Source organism: Micromonospora sp. NPDC048986 (assembly GCF_040649335.1).
GTDB classification, from domain to species: Bacteria; Actinomycetota; Actinomycetes; order Mycobacteriales; family Micromonosporaceae; genus Micromonospora; species Micromonospora alfalfae.
Genome location: NZ_JBEZFJ010000001.1, coordinates 547,707 through 568,983, shown reverse-complemented (window position 1 = coordinate 568,983; position 21,277 = coordinate 547,707). Strand labels below are relative to the sequence as shown.

At 72.1% G+C, this 21,277-nt stretch carries 25 protein-coding genes; 12 read left to right on the top strand and 13 right to left on the bottom strand.

All coding sequences use genetic code 11. The features are described from left to right. Positions 1-178: 178 nt before the first annotated feature. The 7 genes from AB0B94_RS02620 to AB0B94_RS02590 form a co-directional block, all read right to left on the bottom strand. Positions 179-928, bottom strand: a complete 750-nt coding sequence (locus AB0B94_RS02620) for a ZIP family zinc transporter (RefSeq protein ID WP_357267600.1) — start codon at positions 926-928, stop codon at positions 179-181. Between the two features lie 54 nt (positions 929-982). Next, positions 983-2,158 carry a GNAT family N-acetyltransferase gene (locus tag AB0B94_RS02615; RefSeq protein WP_357267598.1) on the bottom strand — a complete coding sequence of 392 codons (1,176 nt, stop codon included), beginning with the start codon at positions 2,156-2,158 and terminating at the stop codon, positions 983-985. A gap of 83 nt (positions 2,159-2,241) precedes the next feature. Beyond that, positions 2,242-2,934, bottom strand: coding sequence for an ABC transporter permease (locus AB0B94_RS02610; RefSeq protein ID WP_355575784.1), 693 nt, complete (start codon positions 2,932-2,934; stop codon positions 2,242-2,244). Further along, entirely contained in the window at positions 2,931-3,776 is an 846-nt protein-coding gene (locus tag AB0B94_RS02605) for an ATP-binding cassette domain-containing protein (RefSeq protein ID WP_357267596.1), read from the bottom strand. Before AB0B94_RS02605 ends, AB0B94_RS02610 begins: the two co-directional genes overlap by 4 nt. After that, positions 3,773-4,111, bottom strand: a complete 339-nt coding sequence (locus AB0B94_RS02600; RefSeq protein ID WP_357267594.1) for a PadR family transcriptional regulator — start codon at positions 4,109-4,111, stop codon at positions 3,773-3,775. The genes AB0B94_RS02605 and AB0B94_RS02600 overlap by 4 nt, the downstream gene beginning before the upstream one ends. A gap of 103 nt (positions 4,112-4,214) precedes the next feature. Continuing rightward, the gene (locus AB0B94_RS02595; protein WP_124770664.1) at positions 4,215-4,934 is read right to left on the bottom strand and encodes a protein phosphatase 2C domain-containing protein; all 720 of its coding nucleotides are present in this window, start codon (positions 4,932-4,934) and stop codon (positions 4,215-4,217) included. 115 nt (positions 4,935-5,049) lie between these two features. Next, on the bottom strand, positions 5,050-5,610 hold the full coding sequence (locus tag AB0B94_RS02590) for an XRE family transcriptional regulator (protein WP_357267592.1): 561 nt from the start codon (positions 5,608-5,610) through the stop codon (positions 5,050-5,052). A gap of 55 nt (positions 5,611-5,665) precedes the next feature. Between AB0B94_RS02590 and AB0B94_RS02585 the strand changes: the two genes are divergently transcribed. Further along, positions 5,666-6,964, top strand: coding sequence for a benzoate/H(+) symporter BenE family transporter (locus AB0B94_RS02585; protein ID WP_357267590.1), 1,299 nt, complete (start codon positions 5,666-5,668; stop codon positions 6,962-6,964). Between the two features lie 67 nt (positions 6,965-7,031). Here AB0B94_RS02585 and AB0B94_RS02580 read toward each other — a convergent pair whose 3' ends face one another. The 4 genes from AB0B94_RS02580 to AB0B94_RS02565 form a co-directional block, all read right to left on the bottom strand. Further along, positions 7,032-7,403 (bottom strand): hypothetical protein, encoded by a 372-nt coding sequence (locus AB0B94_RS02580; protein ID WP_091395802.1) that lies wholly within the window; start codon positions 7,401-7,403, stop codon positions 7,032-7,034. 369 nt (positions 7,404-7,772) lie between these two features. Next, positions 7,773-8,024, bottom strand: coding sequence for a hypothetical protein (locus AB0B94_RS02575; protein ID WP_357267588.1), 252 nt, complete (start codon positions 8,022-8,024; stop codon positions 7,773-7,775). An 81-nt stretch (positions 8,025-8,105) separates the two neighbouring features. Further along, positions 8,106-8,564, bottom strand: a complete 459-nt coding sequence (mscL, locus tag AB0B94_RS02570) for a large conductance mechanosensitive channel protein MscL (protein ID WP_357267586.1) — start codon at positions 8,562-8,564, stop codon at positions 8,106-8,108. 39 nt (positions 8,565-8,603) lie between these two features. Beyond that, positions 8,604-9,284 (bottom strand): FadR/GntR family transcriptional regulator, encoded by a 681-nt coding sequence (locus tag AB0B94_RS02565; protein ID WP_357268398.1) that lies wholly within the window; start codon positions 9,282-9,284, stop codon positions 8,604-8,606. Positions 9,285-9,523: 239 nt separating this feature from the next. Between AB0B94_RS02565 and AB0B94_RS02560 the strand changes: the two genes are divergently transcribed. Beyond that, positions 9,524-10,675 (top strand): MFS transporter, encoded by a 1,152-nt coding sequence (locus AB0B94_RS02560; protein WP_357268396.1) that lies wholly within the window; start codon positions 9,524-9,526, stop codon positions 10,673-10,675. Between the two features lie 13 nt (positions 10,676-10,688). Here AB0B94_RS02560 and AB0B94_RS02555 read toward each other — a convergent pair whose 3' ends face one another. Next, positions 10,689-11,045 (bottom strand): STAS domain-containing protein, encoded by a 357-nt coding sequence (locus AB0B94_RS02555; RefSeq protein WP_238668677.1) that lies wholly within the window; start codon positions 11,043-11,045, stop codon positions 10,689-10,691. A gap of 163 nt (positions 11,046-11,208) precedes the next feature. Between AB0B94_RS02555 and AB0B94_RS02550 the strand changes: the two genes are divergently transcribed. From AB0B94_RS02550 to AB0B94_RS02525, 6 genes are read left to right on the top strand one after another with little or no spacing between them, the layout of a single operon-like run. After that, on the top strand, positions 11,209-12,069 hold the full coding sequence (locus tag AB0B94_RS02550; protein WP_357267583.1) for an STAS domain-containing protein: 861 nt from the start codon (positions 11,209-11,211) through the stop codon (positions 12,067-12,069). Next, the gene (locus tag AB0B94_RS02545; RefSeq protein ID WP_124854579.1) at positions 12,069-12,479 is read left to right on the top strand and encodes an STAS domain-containing protein; all 411 of its coding nucleotides are present in this window, start codon (positions 12,069-12,071) and stop codon (positions 12,477-12,479) included. Before AB0B94_RS02550 ends, AB0B94_RS02545 begins: the two co-directional genes overlap by 1 nt. Next, complete coding sequence (locus AB0B94_RS02540; protein ID WP_357267581.1) at positions 12,476-12,895, top strand: anti-sigma regulatory factor; 420 nt, start codon at positions 12,476-12,478, stop codon at positions 12,893-12,895. The genes AB0B94_RS02545 and AB0B94_RS02540 overlap by 4 nt, the downstream gene beginning before the upstream one ends. Further along, complete coding sequence (locus tag AB0B94_RS02535) at positions 12,892-13,905, top strand: SpoIIE family protein phosphatase (protein WP_357268394.1); 1,014 nt, start codon at positions 12,892-12,894, stop codon at positions 13,903-13,905. Before AB0B94_RS02540 ends, AB0B94_RS02535 begins: the two co-directional genes overlap by 4 nt. Before the next feature lie 32 nt (positions 13,906-13,937). Further along, positions 13,938-15,263, top strand: a complete 1,326-nt coding sequence (locus tag AB0B94_RS02530; RefSeq protein ID WP_357268392.1) for a sensor histidine kinase — start codon at positions 13,938-13,940, stop codon at positions 15,261-15,263. A gap of 4 nt (positions 15,264-15,267) precedes the next feature. Further along, entirely contained in the window at positions 15,268-16,806 is a 1,539-nt protein-coding gene (locus AB0B94_RS02525; protein ID WP_357267579.1) for a SpoIIE family protein phosphatase, read from the top strand. Positions 16,807-16,837: 31 nt separating this feature from the next. On the opposite strand, the gene AB0B94_RS02520 is transcribed toward AB0B94_RS02525, so the two are convergent. Further along, positions 16,838-17,665, bottom strand: coding sequence for an AraC family transcriptional regulator (locus AB0B94_RS02520; protein WP_357267577.1), 828 nt, complete (start codon positions 17,663-17,665; stop codon positions 16,838-16,840). Positions 17,666-17,696: 31 nt separating this feature from the next. Between AB0B94_RS02520 and AB0B94_RS02515 the strand changes: the two genes are divergently transcribed. The 4 genes from AB0B94_RS02515 to AB0B94_RS02500 all read left to right on the top strand — a co-directional run bounded on the left by AB0B94_RS02515 (position 17,697) and on the right by AB0B94_RS02500 (position 21,201). Further along, positions 17,697-18,299: a TIGR03086 family metal-binding protein gene (locus AB0B94_RS02515; RefSeq protein WP_357267575.1), complete on the top strand. Its 603-nt coding sequence runs from the start codon at positions 17,697-17,699 to the stop codon at positions 18,297-18,299. A 147-nt stretch (positions 18,300-18,446) separates the two neighbouring features. Then, positions 18,447-18,983 carry a PadR family transcriptional regulator gene (locus tag AB0B94_RS02510; RefSeq protein WP_238668682.1) on the top strand — a complete coding sequence of 179 codons (537 nt, stop codon included), beginning with the start codon at positions 18,447-18,449 and terminating at the stop codon, positions 18,981-18,983. Then, on the top strand, positions 18,980-19,681 hold the full coding sequence (locus tag AB0B94_RS02505) for an ABC transporter ATP-binding protein (protein WP_238668683.1): 702 nt from the start codon (positions 18,980-18,982) through the stop codon (positions 19,679-19,681). The genes AB0B94_RS02510 and AB0B94_RS02505 overlap by 4 nt, the downstream gene beginning before the upstream one ends. Then, positions 19,678-21,201, top strand: coding sequence for an FtsX-like permease family protein (locus AB0B94_RS02500; RefSeq protein WP_357267572.1), 1,524 nt, complete (start codon positions 19,678-19,680; stop codon positions 21,199-21,201). Before AB0B94_RS02505 ends, AB0B94_RS02500 begins: the two co-directional genes overlap by 4 nt. Positions 21,202-21,277 lie beyond the last annotated feature (76 nt).

Below are 21,277 nucleotides of genomic sequence, written 5' to 3'. Positions count from 1 at the left end.
CGGTTTAATGCGCAGCTAAGCCGCGCCCGTCACCGCTCGTCGCGCGTCGCCGCCCGCCGCCGCCGTCGCCGCTCGCCGTCGCCGGCCGCCCGCCGCCGTCGCCGCTCGCCGCCGTCGCCGCTCGCCGTCGCCGGCCGCCCGCAGACCGCCGCGCCGATTGTGGCGGCGTGACCGGTGGTCAGGTGTGGGAGAGGGCGAAGGCGGTCAGGAAGCCGGCGACCGTGATCAGGCCGACGAGCAGGTGCGCGTTCTCGAACGCCTCCGGGACCATGGTGTCGGTGATCATGGCGAGGATCGCCCCGGCGGCCAACGCGGTGATGGCGGCCATTACCTCCGGCGGCGCGCCACCCAGCAGCGTGTTGCCGACCAGCGCGGCGACGCCACTGACCAGCGCGATCCCGGCCCAGAGCAGGAACACGTACCGTCGGCTGCGGCCGGCCTGGCGCATGCCGGCCGCGCTGGACAGCCCCTCCGGAACGTTGCTGAGGAACACCGCCGCCACGGTGACCAGGCTGACGGTGCCGCCGCCGAGCAGGCTGGCGCCGATCACCACCGATTCCGGTACGCCGTCGAGCAGCGCGCCGACGGCGAGCGCCGAGCCGGAACCAGGCTGTTCGCTCTCGGAGGGTTGCTGGTCGCCGGACCGCTTCCGGTGCCGGGCGCCGTGCCGGGCGAGTGCCAGGTTGGCGAGGGTGTAGGTCACCGCACCGGTGGCAGCGCCGAGAGCGGTGGGCAGCAGCCCACCCTGCGCGTGCGCCTCGGCGATCAACTCGAACGACACGGCGGAGAGCAGCACCCCCGCGCCGAACGCCATGATCGACGCGATGACGCGCTGCGGCACCCGGGCGAACCAGCCGACCGCCGCCCCGACCAGCAGAGCCGACCCGGCCAGCAAGCCCCAGCCACCCGCCTGTAACCACTCCGGCATTCGCGGGACCGTACCCACTGCCGCCGAGGCGACAAACCAGATTGTGAGGAGGGCTCAGAAGTCGGCGAAGAGGTACGGCACCCGGCGGGGGAAGAGGCCGCGCAGTTCCGTGGCGGCGTCCACCGGCACCTCGCCCAGACCGCGTAGCGGCAGTTCGGCCGGGTCCAGCACCCCGTACGCGAGGGCGGAGAGCCCGGCGGCGGTGAGCGTTGCCGTCGGCGCGCGGCCGGTGGCGTCGTCGACCAACTCCAGCGCGCCGGTTGTGCCGTCGAGCAGGTGGGTGCCGGCCAGCCAGCGGTCCCCGGTCAGCTCGATCCGCACCCGGCCCGGACCGGCGGGCAGCCCGCTCAACGCGTCCAGCGACAGCAGCCGGGCCATCGGCGCGGACGAACCCGGCACTGCCGTACGGGCCTCGACGTGTACGTCCAGGTCGGTCAGCCACAGCTCGGGCAACTCGTCCGGCGGAACCTGGACGGTGATCCGCTCGATCTGGTCGACGTGCCGGGCGAAGAACTGCAACAGCAGCGTCCGCGCGAGCGGGTCGGTGACAAGCAGTTCGTTGCCGTGCAGCGTGCCGCCGTATTCGTCGATCCGGTACGTCACCGCGCCGGTGACCTCCCCACCGACCCGGGCGGTGAGCAGCCAGTACTCGTCACGGTCACGCATCCCGACCGCCCGGTGGTCCGGGAAGATCGCGAAGCCGTGTCGTTCCTGGAGGTTGCGTTCGGTGAACGCCCGCCACGCCGGGTAGCCGGCGGCGACGCGTTCCCAGCCGACCTCGCCGGGCAGGTCCACCCGGAGCAGCGAACCCAGGTTGGCCGGGGTGAAGGTGACCCGGCGCGGCTTGGGTAGCCCGATGTAGCCGAACCGGGCGTAGAAGCTGGGCCGGAACGGATAGAGCGCGCTGAGCGGGTGGTCCTCGTCGCGCATCTCGTCGAGGAGTTGGTGCAGCAACGTCCGGACGTGCCCCTGCCGGCGGGCCAGCGGATGGGTCGCCACCCCGGCGACACCGGCCATCGGCAGCACCACCCCGCGCAGGTTCTGTCGCATCGGGATGGCCGAGACGGCGGCCAACGTGGTGCCGTTCTCCTCGGCGATCAGCGTCCGGTTGCCCTGGTTGTAGGGCAGGTAGTCGCGGAACTCCGCGGTCCGGGTGGCGCTGAGCGGCGAGGACTCGAAGGCGTACGCGGCCAGCGGGAAGCTGGTGGTGAGACGGTCGTCGTCGGTCACCCGGCGGATGGTCATCCGCCCATCTCAACCCGCCGCGCGGGTCGCAGCAACCGGATTGGCCCGATCCGCAGTCGGTGCGGCGGTCAGCCGACCGGCAGGTGCCGCAGGTGGCGACGGCGGCGCAGGCGGACGCTGGCCACCGCTGCCACGCCCAGAGCCAACAGGGCGGTGACGACGAGCCCGTGCAGCAGGCCACGGGAGAGGTAGCCCTGGTCGGTGTTGTCGACCGTCCAGGTGGCGATCTCCCGACTCGACCAGAACGGCGTCAACCTCGCCCCGGACCCGGCCGGGTCGATCAGCATCTGCACCGTCACCACTGTGAGCAGCAGCAGCGTGCCCTCCAACTCGCGGGGCAGCAGCGCACCGATCAGCATCCCGAACGGCGCCGCCACCGCCACGGAACAGAGCAGCGCCGCCGCCAGGCCGCCGTACCGCAGGTCCGCGCCGTCGATCATCGGGAGCAGGAAGAAGGGTACGGAGATGACCAGCCCCACCGTCCACAGGCCGAGCATCCGACCGAGATAGAGATGGTGTGGGCGGTACCCGGCCAACCGCAGCCTCGGCTCCAACTCGCGGGCCGCGGTCGTGGCGAACAGCGCGGCGGTGCTCACCGCCCAGCCCACGCCGAGCAGCAGCGAGCGAACCGACTGCCCGAGGTAGGCGTCCCGCCGGATCAAATAGAAGGTCAACGGCATCAACAACAACAGCAGGAGTACGCCCCGACGTCGCAGCAGCTCCCGCACTGTCATCTCGGCGACGGTGACGAGCCGGTTCACTGGCGGCCTCCCTGGCTGTCGGGCGCGTGCCGCACGGTCTCACGTGCCGGGGTCAGGTCGAGCACGATGTCCACCCGGTCGAGTTGGTTGAGCAGGTGGGTCACCACGACGATGGCTGTGCCGGCGTCGCGCAACCTGCTGAGCTGGTCCCAGAAGTTGACGTACGTGCCCTGGTCGAAGCCCTGGTACGGCTCGTCGAGCAGCAGCACGTCGGGGGCGCTGAGCGTGGACATTGTCAGGTTGAGCTTCTGTCGGGTGCCGCCGGAGAGGTGGCGGGCCTGCACGTCGCCGCCCGCCTCCCAGCCGAGCTGCCGGGCAGCCGCCCGACCGGCGCGGCGGGCCGGGCCCCGGGCCACATCCTGACCGGCGCCGATCAGCACGAAGTGCTCGTCGGCGAGCAGGAAGTCGGCGGTGCCGCCGGACTGCGGGCAGTAGCCGAGCCGCCCGGAGACGGCCACCTCACCGGCGTCGGGTGACATGAGGCCGGCGCAGATCCGGAGGAAGGTGCTCTTGCCGCAGCCGTTCGCGCCGACGACGGCGGCGATCTGTCCGGCCCGGACGGTCAGCGTGGCGTCGCGCAGCACGGTTCGCCGCCCGTACCTCTTGGTGATGCCCGCCGCGTGCAGCCGGACCGGCCCGGGGCGCGGTCCGGGCGCGGTGCCGATGCTCTCCACGACGGCGCCCGCGTACTGCTGGGGTGGGCCGAAGACGACCCAGGGGTCGCCACCGCCCTCGCGCAGGTGCGTGGCGGCCTCGGCGACCACGTGCCGTGCGGCGTCCGCCGCGACCCGGCGCTGGTGCAGCTCGGCTGTGAGCGTACGTAGCCAATCGTCGGCGTTCACCGGGTGACCCCCTTCGTGACGATGTCGTTCACCGGCCGGACGAAGGTGAGCCAGGCGCTGCCGCCGGCGCGGAGCGCCGCGTGCCCGTCGTCGGTGAGCCGGTAGTACTTGCGGGCCGGCCCGGCGCTGCCCTCCCGCCACTGCGCGGTCACCAGGCCGGTCTTCTGTAGGCGCAGCAGCACGGGGTAGAGCGTGCCGCCCTGGATCGGCCCGACGCCCGCCGCGTCGAGCGCCTGGGCGAGCTGGTAGCCGTAGGACTCGCCTTCGGACAGCAGGGCCAGGACGCAGATGTCGAGCACCCCCCGCAGCCACTGCCCGCGCCGGTCGGAATCCACGCGTCGGACAGTAGCGGCGCAAGCTAGATGGCACAACCACCTACTGTGGCAGCGGAACCCGAACCAGTCGGTCCGGGTGAGCCGCCGAGTGGAGCCGTACGGGTCAGCGGGCGACGACGTCGGAGACCACGACTGTGACGTTGTCCGGCGCGCCGGCGTGGTGGGCCAGCTTCACCAGCTGCTCACCGCACTGCTGGCGGTCGGCGTACATGCCCAGGGCCGCGGCGATGGCCTCGTCCTCGACGTAGTCGGAGAGCCCGTCGCTGCACAGCAGCAGCCGGTCACCGGGGACCACTGTGAGCACCCCGACCGCGGGTGGGGTGTCGGCGCCCTGCACGGCCCGGGTCACCAGGGACCGCTGTGGGTGGTGGCGGGCCTGCTCGGGAGAGAGGGTGCCCTGATCGACAAGCGCCTGCACGAACGTGTCGTCCCGGGTGAGCTGGGTCAGCTCACCGTCGCGCAGCAGGTAGCAACGGGAGTCGCCCACCTGGGCCAGCACCAGTGTCTCCCCGGCCAGCAGGGCCGCGGTGAGCGTCGTCCCCATGCCGTCCCGGCTCGGGTCGACGGTGATCGCGGCGTGGATGCGCTGGTTGGCGGTGCTGACCACGGCACGCAGCGCGTCAGCGGCGCCGTCGGGGTCGGTGGGCGGAGCCAGCTCGTCCAGGATCCGGATCACGATCTCGCTCGCCACCTCGCCCGCAGGCAGCCCACCCATGCCGTCGGCGACGGCGATCAGGCGGTCACCGGCGAGGGCGGAGTCCTCGTTGTTGGTGCGTACCAAGCCGATGTCGTTGAGGATGACCGAGCGGAGGATCAGCGTCATGGGGTCAAGCTTGCCAAGAACAACCCGCATTCGTCTCTACGCCTCCTACCTAGGTCGAGAAATGATTGCGATTTTCGTCGACGAGGCCGACGGTCCGTAACCGATCGGCGGGGTCTCAGTGGCGCGGATAGCGCAGCAGCAGGCTCGCGGCGACCTCCTCGTCACCCACCGCCGCGTAGCTGTGTGGCACGTCCGACACCCAGCGGAGGTGACCGCCGGCCGGGGCGGTCAGCGGCGCGTCGGCCGGCCCGGCGCGCAGCACACCGGCGAACACTGTGACGTGCTCGGTGACTCCCGCCGGGTGGGCGGGGGAGAGCTGGCCGGGGCCGGGCGCCACCCGCATCCGGTACAGCTCGTAGGTCGCGTCGGTGTCGGTGAAGACCTCCAGCAGGGTGGCGGTGACAGCGGTGCCGTGCACTGTGGGCCCGGCGGCCGGCTCCGCCAGCACCGCCGTCAGCGGTACGCCGAGCTGCGCGGTGACCGCCCAGAGCGTCTCCAGGGTCGGATTGCGGGTGCCGTGCTCCAGGCCGGAGAGGGTGGCCTTTCCGACGCCGGCGAGTCGGGCGAGTGTGGACAGCGAGATCCCCTGCTCCTCGCGCAGGGCACGGACCCGACGACCGACGACGGCGGGATCCACGTCGAGGCCCGGGCGCGGGGCTGGTGGTGGGTGCGGCACCCGGCTATCGTGCTACACGCTTCCGTTCCGTAAACGGAACAGTCGGGAGGATGAGGTGGCCGGACGCGTGCAACCGGTGCTGGCCGGGGTGGTGACCGCGCTGGTCGGCTTCGCCAGCTCGTTCACAGTCGTGCTGGCCGGGCTCCGAGCGGCGGGAGCGTCGGACACGCAGGCCGCCTCCGGCCTGCTCGCTCTCTGTGTGGCGAGTGGGTTCGTCGCCGCCTGGCTGGGCTGGCGGTACCGGATACCGATGAGCGCGGCCTGGTCCACCCCGGGCGCCGCGCTGCTGGTGGCGACCGGGCCACCGCCGGGCGGATGGCCGGTGGCGGTGGGCGCCTTCCTCGTCTCCGCTGTGCTGATCGTCGCGGCCGGGTTGTTCCCGCCGCTCGGCCGTGCGGTGGCCGCCATCCCCAAGCCGGTGGCCGGCGCCATGCTCGCCGGGGTGCTGCTGCCGCTGTGCACCGCCCCGGTCCGCGCACTGGTTGAGCTGCCGGTGGTGGCCGGGTCGGTGGTGGTCGGTTGGCTACTGCTGCACCGGTTCGCCCGACGCTGGGCGGTGCCCGGTGCGCTGGTGGTGGCCGTGGCGGCTATCGCACTGACCGCACCGCCGACCGGCCTGACCGGGGCCGCGCTGATCCCGTCGGTCACGCTGACCGCGCCGGCCTGGAACGCGTCCGCACTGGTCGGGTTGGCCCTGCCGCTGTTCCTGGTCACCATGGCCGCGCAGAACGTACCCGGCATGGCGGTGCTGGTCGGCTACGGCTACCGCCCGCCGTTCGGTGCCGCGCTGCGGACCACCGGCCTGGCCAGTCTGCTCGCCGCCCCGGCCGGCGGGCACGCGGTGAACCTGGCGGCGATCACCGCCGCACTGGCCGCCGGCCCCGACGCGCACCCCGACCCGGAACGCCGGTGGATCGCCTCGGTCACCGCGGGCGCTGGGCTGGCAGTGCTCGGACTGGGCGCCGGCGTGGCCACCACGCTGGTGGCGGTCGCCCCACCGATCCTCATCGAGGCGGTCGCCGGGCTGGCGCTACTGGGTGCCCTCGCCACGGCGCTCGCCTCGGCGGTGACCGACCCGGCGACCCGGGAGGCCGCCGTGATCACCTTCGTGGTGACCGCGTCCGGGGTGACGCTGATCGGCGTGGGCGGCGCGTTCTGGGGCCTGGTCGCGGGCTGCCTGATGCTGCTGCTCTTCCACCGCCGCCAGCCCGCCACGCCCGCCGCGTCCGACCAGCCCGCCGCGTCCGACCAGCCCGCCCTCACGGCGCCCGATCAGCCCGCCGCGTCGGGTCAGCCTGCCGCGCCGGGTCAGCCTGCCGCCGAGGCGCAGGGGAGATCGACTCGGGTTTCATGAAGTTGGGCTGTCCCGAGGCTCCGGACGCCCCGATTTCATGAAACCCGAGTCGATCAGGGCGGTTGGGTCACTCCTCGGGCGGCAGATCGGCCACCCCGACGGCCAGAAGGACCCGGCCATCGGCCACCGACCCGATCCGGTCGGCCGGTACGTAGACAGCGCCGGTGCGGGTCAGATCGGTCGAGACCTTCAGATAGCCGCTGTGCAGCAGCCGCGCCGCCAGATCGGCCGGGACGTCCGGCTCCTCGACAGCGGTCGCCTCGATCAGCTCGTCCAGGCTGCTGCCCGGGTCGGCAGTCGGTGTCTGGACGGTCACCGCGTTCGGGTCACCCCGCTGGACGAGGTCCACCGTGCCGACCTCGGTGCCAGCTGAGTCGATCACCGGCATCCCGGTGGTGATCCGCGAGATGGTCGCCTGCTGCTCGTCCTGCTGGTCCATCCCGCTGCGGTTCCCAGGGCGGCGCGCCGCTAAACGCCAGCCGCGCCCGCGCCCGCGCCTGCCCGCCTGCCCGCCCGCCTGCCCGCCCGCCGTTCGGCCGGCTCCGCCCGCCTCCGCCCGCCCGCCGTTCGGCCCGGCTTCACCCGCCCAGACGCGCAGCCGCAGCCGCAGCCGCAGTCGCGGCCTCGGCCTCGGTGTGGGTCGGCACCTTGGCCCAGCGCAGCGGCGGCGTTCCAGCGCAGCGGCGTTCCAGAGCGGCGGCTTGGAGGCCCGGAGGCAATGGTCCGGAGAGCGTGATGACTCCGAGTCATAGCTATGACTCAGAGTCATCACCGTCGACAGCAATACCGCCTCCACGGGCCCGTCCACTCAGCTGTTCGGGAGGGTCCAGCCGCCGGGCTGGCGGGGGGACAGCTCCCGCCAGCTGTCCGGGCCGTCGAGCAGCGCCCGGACAGTCTCCTCGGCCTCGTCCACACTGCCGTACTCGTAGAAACGGGAGATGCCCTCGGCGCCGCCGGCCCGCTGCTCGACGTGCCACCGGTCGGCGTCCACCCGCAGGAAGACGTCCCGCCGGGCCAGCCGCCCCCACTTCCCGTTCCACCAGTGCTTTCGCTGCTCCATGACGGGACTCTATCGAACACACGTACGAGAAGGTGCGGCCCCTGCGGGAATCCCACAGGGGCCGATGTGCATCCGTTCGGGTCAGCGCTGCGTCGGCGGCTCCGGGCGGCGGCCCAGCACGTCGTCCAGCGCCCCGCGCTGCTGGCCGGGGGTGGTGTGGCCGGCGGAGACCAGGGCGTCCCGGATCTCGGTGAGCAGCTTGACCTCCTCGCTCGGCGCCGCCGGCGGCGGCTCCTCGCCCCGCTGCCGGCGCTCGGCCAGCTTGTTCATCGGGAACACCACGAAGAAGTAGAGCACCGCGGCGGTGAGCAGGAACGTGATCAGGGCGTTGATGAACGCCGCCCAGTCGAAGACCTGATCGTTGAGTGTCCACGTGCCGGCCGAGAGGCCGGTGCCCCCGCCGATTGCCTTGATCAGTGGTTCGAGGAACGACTTGGTGAGCTGGGTGACCACGCCCGTGAAAGCAGCACCGATCACGATGCCGACCGCCAGGTCGACGACGTTGCCGCGCATGATGAAGTCTTTGAAGCCCTTGAGCATTCGTACTCCCGAGGTGTCCGCTTTTCTGTCGGGCACAACCTATGCCCGTTCGGCGGGTTCCAGAAAAGCGCCGGCTTCGAGCGCCGCCCGGCCGGGATCGCCGGCCCGGATCGCCTCGACCAGCCGGGTGTGGTCGACGTAGCGCTCGGGGGTGAGCTCCCCGCCCATGGCCTGGGCGACGGTGCTGCGCAGGGCGGTGCCCACCGAGGCGTAGAGCTCGGCGAGCATGGCGTTGTGCGCGGCGGCGACCACCGCCGTGTGCAGTGCCGCGTCGGCCTCGACGAACGCGTCGACCCGGCCGCCGTGCCAGGCGGCCTCGCGTTGGGCGAGCGCGCCGTCGAGCGCCGCCAGGTCCTGCGGGGTACGCCGTAACGCGGCGAGGCGGGCGGCCTCCACCTCGAAGGCGCGGCGTACCTCGATGACCTCCGTCATCCGGTCGTCGCCGAGTCGGCGGGCGACCACCGGTGCCAGTTCGTCGGTGGACACCACGTAGGTGCCCGAGCCCTGCCGGCACTCCAGCACCCCGGCGTGCACCAGGGCGCGGACCGCCTCGCGGACCGTGTTGCGCCCGACGCCCAGCGCGGCGACCAGTTGCGGCTCGGTGGGGATGCGCCCGCCGACGGGCCATTCGCCACCGAGGATCCGGGCGCGGAGTTGCTCGGTGGTCTGCCGGACCCGGTGGCCGCGGGGCGGCACGGCGGGCTGGTCACGGGGCGGCACGGCGGGCTGGCCGAGGGGCGGCGTCGGCGGCGCGGAGGGGAATTCAACCGACGGTGGCACTGGTTACATCACCGGTCCCAAATTCATCCCATGATTGTAGGTTAACGGTCATGACCCCGCCACCAACAGCCGCTCCGGCGCTGCCCGCCCCCGTCGCCGTCGACCCTCGCCCGACGCGGGACCCCGGCACCGGCCGGCGGACGCACCCGGCGACCGGTGGCGCGCTGGTGCTGGTCGGGATGCTGCTGGTCGCGCTCAACCTGCGTGCCGTGGTGACCAGCCTCGGCGCACTGCTCGACGAGGTCCGCGACGGGCTCGGCCTCTCCGGCGTCACCGCCGGCCTGGTCACCACCCTGCCGACCATCGCGTTCGCCGGCCTCGGCGCGCTCACCCCGTGGCTGGTACGCCGGGTGGCGCCGGCCCGGGTGCTGGTGGTCGCCATGTTCGCCCTCGCCGTGGGCCAGGTGCTCCGGGTCGCCACCGACTCGGCCTTGATCTTCGTGCTCACCAGCGCGCTGGCGCTGTCCGGCATCGCGGTCGCCAACATCCTGCTGCCGATGCTGGTCAAGCAGCACTTCCCGCACCGCACCGGCCTGGTCACCGGGGCGTACACGATGGCGTTGACTGTGGGCACGACGGTGGCCGCCGCCTCCGCGGTGCCGATCGCGCACGCCTTCGGGTCCTGGCGGGCCGGGCTCGGCGTCTGGGCCGCGATGGCCGCGGTGGCCGTACTCCCGTGGGTGCCGCTGGCGCTGCGGACCCGCGCCGCGGCGCGGCGGGCGACCCCGACGGCGGTCGTCGCCACGCCGACGCGGGTCCGGCCGGCGCGGACCCGGCTGGGCTGGGCGATGGCGGTCTACTTCGGGGCGCAGTCGCTCAGTGGGTACGCGATCATGGGCTGGCTGGCCCAACTGTTCCGCGACGCCGGTTACCAGCCGGAGTCGGCCGGGCTGCTGCTCGCCGGGGTGACCGCGCTCGGCGTGCCGATTGCGCTGCTGATGCCCACCCTGGCCGGTCGGCTGGGCACCCTGCGGCCGCTGGTGCTCGGGCTCACCACCGCGTCGGCACTGGCCTACCTGGGGTTGGCGCTCGCACCGCACGGCGCCGCGCTGCTCTGGGTCGCCCTGCTGGCGATCGGTCAGGGCGCGTTCCCGATGATCCTGACCGCCATCGGCCTACGCGCCCGCACCGCCGAGGGCACTGTCGCGCTCTCCGCGTTCGCGCAGAGCACCGGATACGTGATCGCCGCCCTCGGCCCGCTGATGGTCGGCATCCTCTACGAGGCCACCGGCGGCTGGACCGCGCCGATCGGGTTCCTGCTGGGTGCCCTCGCCGTGCAGACGACGGCGGGCATGGCGATCGCTCGCCCCCGTTACGTCGAGGACGAGTGACGAACGCCGACGGTCAGGAGGACGCTGGCGTCGATTCGCCGGCGACTGCCTCATCCACCGTCGGATAAGTGTGCAGCACCTCGACCAGCCCGCTCACCTCAAGGATGCGCAGCACACCGCGCTGCGGGGCGGCCAGCCGGACCACGCCGCCGGCCTCGTCACAGCTGTTCTTGGCGCGGACGAAGACCGACAGACCGGTCGAGTCGCAGAACGAGACCTCCGCCAGGTCGAACACCAGCCGGTTGCGGCCCTTGTCGAGCAGGTCGGTGATCTGGTCCTGCAGCTGCGGTGCGGTGGCCATGTCCAGCTCGCCCGCGACCGACACGACGACCACGTCGCCGCGTTGTTCCGTGTGCACCGTCAACGACATTCGCCAGACCTCCTGTTATCGGGGGAACGGTATCCCACGACCACCCCCGGAGGTAGAACGGGAGCCGTCATCCGGTGGCCATCGTCATTCCGTTGCTACGGGGCAAGTAGTTGGTCAGGCCCCGGTGATAGAGTCCGCCCGGTCCAGGTCAAGGGGGTTCGAAATGGCGTTGAGCACCGAAGAAAGTGGTCGGCTCGTCGCGCTGCTCAACGGGCAGGACGAACGGGTCACGACTCGGTGGACCGAGATCGTCACCAGTTCGTTGCGAGGCCGACTGAGCCAGGCGGAGCTGCGCCGGCAGGTCCAGGACCTGCACCGTGCCATCGTCGCCAGCGGCGAGCAGGGCACCATCGATCTGTCCGCCGACAGCGCCGCCGAACTGCGCGCCGCGCTCTCCGAGCTGTCCCGTGGCCGGGCCCGGCAGGGCTTCTCCGCCACCGAGACCACGATCAGCGTCTTCGCGCTGAAGGACGTGCTGGCCGAGCTGGTGCAGGAGACCGGTGGCACTGACGCGCTGAAGGACTACGTCGCCTTCTCGAAGCTCGTCGACGAGATGGGCCTGTTCACCTTCGAGAGCTTCGTCCGCACCCGGGAGAGCCTGATCGCGGATCAGGCCGAGCAACTGCTCGAACTCTCCACGCCGGTGGTCAAGCTCTGGGAGGGTGTCGTCGCCGTCCCGCTGGTCGGCACCCTGGACTCGGCCCGGGCCCAGGTCGTCATGGAGCGGCTGTTGCAGACCCTCGTCGACACCGGCTCGCCGTACGCGATCATCGACATCACCGGCGTGCCGGCGGTCGACACCCAGGTAGCCCAGCACATCCTGAAGACCGTGGTGGCCGCCCGGCTGATGGGCGCCGACTGCATCATCTCCGGCATCCGCCCGCAGATCGCGCAGACCATCGTGGCGCTCGGCATCGAGTTCGGCGACATCGCCACCAAGGCGAGCCTCGCCGACGCGCTGCGCCACGTGCTGCGGCTCAACGGGGTAGAGACCGCCCGCCGCCAGCCGCGCCGGGACGTCTGATGGAGCGGGTGCCGATCCTCAAGATCGGGGACATCCTGCTCGTCTCCATCCAACTGGACATGTCCGACCAGACGGCGGTCGCGCTCCAGGAGGATCTGGCCCAGCGGATCGTCGACACCGGCTGCCACGGCGTCATCATCGACATCACAGCGCTGGACATCGTCGACTCGTTCGTCGGGCGGATGCTCTCCACCATCGCGTCGATCTCCAAGGTGCTCGACGCGGAGACGGTGGTGGTCGGGATGCGTCCAGCCGTCGCCATCACCCTTGTCGAACTCGGGCTGTCGCTGAACGGCATCCGTACCGCGCTGAACGTGGAGCGCGGCATGGAGCTGATCGCGGCGGCCCACGCCGACGAGCTCGACTACCAGCTCGACGACGAACCGGACGCCGAGACGGCCACGCCGTGACCACGGGCGTCGACCTGGGCCAGCCGCAGGCGCAGTCGGTTCGCAGCGATGAGGACGTGGTGCGCGTCCGGCAGTTGGTCCGCGCCGTGGCGGTGTCCGTCAAGCTGTCCCTCGTCGACCAGACCAAGGTGGTCACCGCGGCGAGCGAGTTGGCCCGAAACACCCTGGTGTACGGCGGTGGCGGGTCGGTCGAGGTGACCGTGGTGGACAACGGCCGACGCAAGGGCGTGCAGATCGTGTTCGCCGACTCCGGGCCCGGCATCGCCGACCTCGACCTGGCCATGACCGACGGCTACACCAGCGGCGGCGGCCTCGGCCTCGGGCTCAGCGGGTCCCGCCGGCTGGTCGACGAGTTCCAGATCGAGACGTCGGCGGAGAGCGGTACGCGAATCACGGTCACCAAGTGGTCCAGGTGAACGCCGACGCGGTCACCGACAGTGGCATCTGGTTCCGGGTGGAGGCCAGCAGCGCGGCGAGCGCCGTCCGGCGCGCCGCCGAGCGCCTCGGCGCGCAGGTGGAGATGGGGGCGGCGCGCATCGCCGACCTGGCCATCGTGGCGGCCGAGCTGACCAGCAACCTGGTCAAGCACGCCGACGAGGGTGTCCTGCTGCTCCGGCCGGTACGCCGCGCCGGGCAGGCCGGGGTGGAGTTGGTGGCGATCGACTCCGGGCCTGGCATGGCCGACCTGACCGTCTCGTCCCAGGACGGGCACTCGACCACCGGCACACTCGGCATCGGTCTGGGTGCCATCGTCCGGCAGGCCAGCTGGTTCGACGGATACTCGCTGCCCGGCCAGGGCACCGTCCTCGCCGTGCAGGTCTGGCCGGCCGAGACGGCGCGACCGTCCTGGGCCGGCGCCCTCACCCGACCCCTGACCGGCGAGACGATCAGCGGCGACGGCTACGCCGTCCGGGTCATCGACGGGCGGCACCAGGTGCTGGTGAGCGACGGGTTGGGGCACGGCCCACTGGCCGGGGCCGCCACCGACGCGGCGCTGGCCGCATTCCGCGACGCCCCGGCCGGCCCACCGGCGATGGTGGTCGGTCACCTGCACCGGAGCATGTCGCACACCCGGGGTGCCGCGCTCGCCGTCGGAGAGCTGATGCCGGAGGCCGGCGTGCTGCACTACGCCGGCCTGGGCAACATCTCCGGCGTGGTCGTCGACGGTGACGGCCGCCGTCGAGGGCTGGTGTCGCTGCCCGGCATCGCCGGCCACCAACGGCCCACGATCCGGGAGTACGACTACCCGTTCGGTCCCGGCGCCCGGCTGGTGATGCACAGCGACGGGGTGGTCGACCGGTGGCGGATGACCGACTACCCGGGCCTGGCGGAGCGATCCCCGCTGGTGATGGCGGCGACCCTGCTCCGTGACGCCGGTGTGCGACGCGACGACGCCTGCGTACTTGTCGCGAGGTCGTGGGCGTGAGCGGGGAGCCGGCAGCGCTGCCGCTGCTCCAGATGGCGCTGCGGGTCGAGCAGGACATCTTCGTGATCCGTCAGCGGGGGCGCGAGGTGGCCGCTGTGATCGGCCTCGAACACCAGGACCAGGTGCGGATCGCCACCGCGCTCAGCGAGGTCGCCCGGGATCTGCTGCGGACGACCGGCGGTGCCGACGTCTCCTTCCACGTCGACACGGCCGCCGACGGCCGGTTTCACCTGCGCGCCGACCTGGCCCCGATGTCCCCGCTGCCGGACGGCCGCTACCAACCGCAGTCCGGCGCGGTGTCCCGACTGGTCGACACACTGAGCGTGTCGACCGTCGAGGGGGTTACGGTCGTACGGATGTCCCGACGAGTCCCGGCGAACGCGCCGACGCCGACCCCGGAGCGGCTGGCCGAGTTCCGTGCCGAACTCGGCCGTACCGCGCCGGCCAGTGCGCTGGATGAGCTGACCGTGCAGAACGGGCAGCTCATCTCCGCACTGGACGAGGTGCGCAGTCAGCGCGACGAGCTGGCCGTGCTGAACGAGGAGCTGGCCGAGACCAACCGCGGCGTGCTGGCGCTCTACAACCAGCTCACCGAGGAGTTGGAGGAGACCAACCGCGGTGTCGTCGCCCTCTACGCCGAGCTGGACGAGAAGTCGGCCCAGCTCCGGGCGGCGAGTGAGTCGAAGAGCCGGTTCCTGGCCAACGTGAGCCACGAGCTGCGCGCCCCGGTCACCGCGATCATCGGCCTGGGGCGGCTGCTCACCGACTCCGCCTCCGACCCGCTCACCGACGAGCAGGGCCGTCAGGTCGATCTGATCCGCTCGTCGGCGGCAGATCTGCTCAACCTGGTGAACGAACTCCTCGACCTGGCCAAGGCGGAATCCGGCCGGATCGAGCCGGAGTTGGCCGAGGTCGACCTGCGGCCGGTCTTCGGGCAACTGCGCGGCACCCTGCGCGCGCTGGCCACCCGCCCGGAGGTGGAGCTGGTCGTGGAGGAGCCCAGCGGGCCGGCGGTGCTGCGCACCGACGAGGTGCTGCTCGGTCAGGTGCTGCGCAACCTGCTGCACAACGGGCTGAAGTTCACCGAGCGCGGCGAGGTGCGACTGCGGGCCAGCCAACACGGCGACCGCTGGCAGTTCGAGGTCAGCGACACCGGGCCGGGCATCGCTCCTGAGCTGCGCGACCGGATCTTCGAGGAGTTCTACCAGATCCCCGGAGCCACCCGGGTCGGCGGCACCGGCCTCGGTCTGCCGTACGCCCGGCGGTTGGTGACCCTGCTCGGCGGGTCACTGGAGCTGACCAGCACGCCCGGCGAAGGCAGCACGTTCACCGTCTCCCTACCTGTCGGCGGGGCGTGACGGCATGGACGGCGTACCGACAACCATCCTGGTGGTCGACGACAGTCGTACCAAGCGTTACCTGCTGGTCAGTTGGCTGACCCGGGCCGGGTTCACAGTGCTGGAGGCGGAGAACGGCGCCGAGGCGTTGGCTCGGGTCGAGGTGGACCGGATCGACCTGGTGGTTCTCGACGTCCGACTGCCCGACCTGAGCGGCTACGAGGTCTGCGAGCAGATCAAGGCACGGCACCCGGCGATGCCGGTGGTCCACGTGTCGGCGCACGCAGTGGACGTGGCCGACCGTGCCCAGGGGCTCACCCGGGGCGCTGACGCGTACCTGACCGAGCCGATCGAGCCCGAGGAGTTGATCGCCACCACCCGGGCGGTGTTGCGCTACTACCAGGCCCGGCAGCGCGCCGAACTGCTCGCCGAGCGGCTGCTCGGGTTGGCCGACACGACGGTGGCGGTACACGCCGCGCCGACCTTCGCGCGCCTGCTGGAGGCCGCCGCCGAGGGCGCCGCCCAGATCTTCAAGAGCCCGGCCGCGGTGATCGCCGAAACCTTCGACGGCGACTGCCTCGCGGGTGTCTGCGCCGGTCCCGGCGAGGTGGCCGCCGTGGTGCCATGGGTCGTCGACGACACCGGGGTGCCGACCGGTGCCACAGTGCGGGTGGAGGCCCCGGCGAACTGGGCGCTCGTCGACTGGCCGGCGGACGACACGGTGACCATCGCCGCCGCCCGACTGCGCGAGGACCGCGCCCCGCTGTACGTGGTGGTCCCGACCGCCACCCAGACCGCGCGGACCCCGGTGCTCAAGCAACTGGCTCAGGCGGTGGCGGCGGCAGTGGAGGGGCAGCGCTCGTTCGACGAGGAGCACCGGATCGCTGTCACTCTCCAACGCAGCCTGCTCCCGCGCGGACTGCCCACCGTGGCCGGCCTCGACCTCGCGGTGCGCTACGAGCCGGCCAGCGCGCAGACCGAGGTGGGTGGCGACTTCTACGAGCTGGTGATGCTCGACGGTCACCTGCTGCTCGCGATCGGGGACGTCGCCGGGCACTCACTGCACGCGGCTACGGTGATGGCCGAGCTGCGGCACGCGGTGCGGGCGTACGCGGTCGAGGGCCACCAGCCCGGCGAGATCCTGCACCGGGTCAACGAGCTGATGCGGACACTGCTGCCGAACGAGCTGGCGACGCTCTGCGTCCTGCTGATGCACCCGCCGACCGGACGGGTCCGGCTGGCCAGCGCCGGGCACCTGCCGCCGCTGCTGATCCAGGACGGCAAGGTCGAGTTCGTGCAGCATTCAGCGCCGCTGCTCGGCGTCCGTGCCCCGCGCCCGGCCGACCTGGAGTTCGTGGTGCCGGCCGGGGCCACGCTGGTCTTCTACACCGACGGGCTGATCGAGCGACGGGACGCCACCATCGACGAGGGGCTTGCCGCACTGGCCGGGGTCGCCGCGACCGTCGACGGTGACCTGGACCAGTTCTGCGCCCGACTGCTGGTGGAACTGGCCCCACCGGAGATCCAGGACGACGTCGCCGTGGTCGTCCTGCGGCGTCGCTGATCTGCCAGCGCTGGCAGCTCCTCGGTTTTCCTCAGTGCACCGAGCGGGCGTACGCGGCGGGGGACATCCCGGCGACGGCGGTGAAGTCGCGGACCAGGTGGGCCTGGTCGCTGTAGCCGAGGTCGGCGGCGAGGTCAGCCCAGCTCAGCGGGCCACCAGCGGCCTGTTCGACCGCCTCCTGGAGCCGGTAGCGGCGGATCACCCACTTCGGCCCGACCCCCACGTACTCGATGAAGAGCCGCTGCAACCGGCGGACCGGAACGTCGTGCCGCGCGGCGAAGTCGTCGACGCGCAGCACCGTCCGGTCGGTACGGATCGCCCCGGTCAGTCGGATTGCCTCCTCGGCCATCGGGTCCGGTTCCGGTCGCCAGGCGGTGAGCAGGGTGTCCAGCGCCCGGCAGCGCTCGTCGTCGCCGGCCGCCGAGGTGGGTGCTCCCGGGTACGTGCCCGCGCCCACCGGCACGTCGGGGTGGGTCAGCCGGCCGGCGGGCAGCGGCACCCTACGGCCGGTCAGCTCACTGACAGCGCGCCGCCAGAATGGGTGGAAGCCGCCGGGACGGAACTGCACACCGGACACCCGGCCGGTGCCACTGAGCGTGATCCGGAACAGGTCGCGGCCCACCCCGGCCACCTCGCCGGACTCGGGCCCGTCGTCGTCCCGTCGGAACACCACGTTCACCGCCGGGTGCGGCACGACCCGCTGCTCGAACGGCGCGCTCAACGACCAGTCGATCAACCAGTAGTGCTCGACCCACTGGCGTAGCGACTCGGCCGGCAGGTGTCGGCGGAAGCGCATCTCGCGCAGCAGGCGCCCGGGGTCGAGAATTCCCCGGCTGTCGCCACGCGGTCGCTGTCGCATTTGTTCAAGACCACCCTCATACGCTGGCCCTATGTCCACTCAGACTAGCGAGCTGCTGGCGGCCGCCGCGCCGCGAACCGTCGATGTCGTACGGGGTGTCTCCGACGACCAACTGGACCTGCCCACCCCGTGCAGCGACTACCTGGTCCGTGATCTGCTCAATCATCTCTTCCAGGTGGTGGTCAACTTTCAGGACCTGGCCGAGAAGCGACAGGTGGAGTGGGCCGAGAAGCCCGACCACCTGGGTGACGGCTGGCGGGACCGCTTCGAGGTGGAGGTCGGCCGGTTGGTGACCGCCTGGTCGGAACCGTCCACGCTGGAGGGTGTGTCACCGGGCATGGGTATGCCGCAGCCAGTCATCGGCGGCATGGCCCTGCTGGACCTGACAGTGCACGGCTGGGATCTCGCGGTCGCCACCGGCCAGCCGTACCACCCAGCTCCGGAGGCGGTGGCTGAGCTGCACGCGCTGGTGGAGCGGTTGGGTCCCACCGCCCGCAAGATGGGCGTCTTCGCCGACCCACCACCCACCCCCACCCCCACCCCCACCCCCACCCCCACCCCCGACCTGCCCCCCGACCTGACCCACCTCCTGACCCAAACCGGCCGCACCCCCACCTGGCCCCAAACCCCCTAACCCCCCACCCCCCACCCCCACTCCGTTGATCATGAAGTTATTGCCGTCTGTCGCGGCGTGTCGGCGCAATAACTTCATGATCAACAGAGGGGTGGGGGTGGGGGTGGGTTGTTGACTTGGGTATTCGCTGGGTGAATAGTGGGCGGGGTGTCCACGCCGCATGTTCTGCTCGGGTTGCTCGCTGGGGGCAGCCGGCACGGGTACGAGCTGAAGCGTGCGCACGACGAGCGGCTGCCGAGGGCTCGGCCGCTGGCCTTCGGGCAGGTCTACGCCACTCTCGGCCGCCTCGAACGTGACGGGCTGGTGGCTTCCGCCGGGCAGGACCGGGTGGGCGGGCCGGATCGCACCGCGTACGCGCTGACCGACCAGGGGCGGGACGCACTGGACCAGTGGTTGTCCACTGTGGAAGCGCCTATGCCGTACGTGGCCAGCACGCTCTTCGCCAAGGTGGTCGTGGCGCTGCTGGTCGCCGATGTCGATCGGGCCCGGTCGTACCTGGTCGCCCAGCGGGCCGCGCACACCGCACGGCTGCGTGAGCTGACCACGGTCAAGGGTGACCCGGCCGCCACCCTCAGCGACGTGGTAGCAGCCGATTTCGCGATCGCCCACCTCGACGCGGATCTGCGGTGGCTGCACGCCACTCTGGGCCGGGTCGCCGACTGGCACCGGGAGGTGCATCCGTGACGCAACTCCAGGCTCGCGGCGTGGTTCGGGCGTACGGCCCGACGCCGGCGCTGCGCGGCGTGACGCTCGAGGTGGCGGAGGGCGAGATCGTCGCCGTCACCGGGCCGAGTGGCTGCGGCAAGTCGACTCTGCTGCACTGCCTGGCCGGGATTCTCCGGCCGGACGTCGGCGAGGTCACCTGGCGTGGGCACCGCATCGACACCTGGTCGGAGGCGGCCCGGTCCCGGCTGCGGCGCACCGAGTTCGGGGTGCTGTTCCAGTTCGGTCAACTGGTCGCCGAGTTGACCGCCGCCGAGAACGTCGCCCTGCCCCTGCTCCTCGCCGGCACGGGGCGGCGAGAGGCACGGACGGCGGCGCTCACCTGGTTGGAACGGTTCGGGGTGGCCGAGGTGGCCGATGTGCGGCCGGGTGAGATGTCCGGGGGTCAGCAGCAACGCTGCGCCACGGCGCGGGCGCTGGTGACCGAGCCTCGGGTGCTCTTCGCCGACGAGCCGACCGGCGCACTGGACACGCTCGCCGGCGAGCAGGTCCTCACCCAACTGGTCCGGCTCGCCCGTGAGCAGCGCACCGCCGTCGTGCTGGTCACCCACGAGCCGCGGATCGCCGCGTACGCGGATCGGGAGATCGTGCTGCGCGACGGCCTGGTGGATCACACCGGCCTGGGGCTCGACGTGCCGCTGGCCGGCGGTGCCCGTTGAGACCGACGACGCTGCTCCGCCTCGCGCTCGCGGGCACCCGCACGGACACCGCCCGGGTGGTCCTCACCGCGCTCAGCGCCCTGCTGGCGACCCTGGCCGGGCTCACGGCGCTCACCGTGTTGGCCATCGAGAAGCCCGCCGGCGACGCCTGGGCCCAGTCGGAGCAGTACCGTAACGCGCTGCTGCGCGAGCCCGGGTTACGCGGTGGCACGGCGTTTGCGCTGTTGATGCTGATGATCCCGGTGCTGGCGCTGGCCGGTCAGTGCGCCCGGCTCGGCGCGCCGGCACGGGACCGCCGGTTGGCCGCGCTGCGGTTGGCCGGCGCCACGCCCGGGCAGATCACCCGGCTGGTGGTGCTGGAGACCGGCGTGGCCGCTCTGCTCGGCACGCTCGTCGGGCTGGGTGTCTATCTGGTCGGCCGCGATCTGCTGCACCGCCCGGACGCGCAGGGTCGACTGGCCCTGCCCACCGACGTGCTGCCGTCGACCGGCGCGCTGGCCGCAGTGGTGCTCGGTCTGCCGGTTGTGGCGGCGCTGGCCACCGTCCTGATGCTTCGTACTGTCACCACCAGCCCGCTCGGGGTGAGCCGCAAGGCCGCCCGCGAGCGTGGTCCGGGTCCGTGGGCGGGGCTCCTGATCGGGTTCGGCGTGGCCTCGTTCGCGGTGATCCGCCCGGTGGTGAATTCGATCGACAACGACGGCGGGCTGACCTGGCTGGTGCCGCTGTTGTTCGCGGTGGGCGCGCTCGCGGCGATGATCGGGGTGGTGATCGGCACCGGCTGGCTGTCCTACCACTGCGGCCGGTTGTTGCGCCGGCACGCCCGGGGTCCGGCTGCCCTGCTAGCGGCGGGCCGGCTGATGGCCGACCCGTGGGCGGGTAGCCGCACGTTCGCGGCGCTGCTCGCCGCCCTGATCTTCGGCGGGGGCGCAGCCGCCCAGCGGGCCTACTTCGGGGCCAAGGACCAGCTTGAGCGGGAGCAGAACCGGGTCGCCGGGTTGGATGGTGGCACCAACCCCTTCTACCTGTCCACAATGGATTACGTCGATGGCGCGATTGCCGTGGCCATCCTGATCGCGACGGGCGGGCTGATCGTCGCGCTGGTCGAGGGGATCGTCGCCCGCCGACGCGCCTACGCCGCACTGGTCGCCACCGGGGTGCCCCGCGCCACGCTGAGCCGTTCGGTGGCCTGGCAGGCGTTGGCGCCGGCCGTACCGGCGATCCTGCTCGCGCTCACAGTGGGCACGCTGCTCGGCCGGGGGCTTGCCGCGGCGGAGGTGTCGGCGGGCGGCGGGTCGACGATGATCTGCGAGGCCACGGCAGCGCTCTGTGCGGACCCTGCCACCAGCGCACAGTACAACCGGATCGTGCACATTCCCGAGGTGCAGCGCGCCGTTCCCGTACCTCTGGAGCACCTGGCGTGGCTCGGCGCCGGCGCCCTGGCGGCGGTGCTGGTGACGATCGGCGTCGGCCTGCTCTTCCTGCGCGTCAGCACCGCCCTGGACGAGCTGCGGACGACCTGAGTCGATGTAACACCGCTGGTGGCGGTGCCGCTGTGTGCACCGGAGGCCCGGGACGGTTGGGACTTCGGTGTCGGAC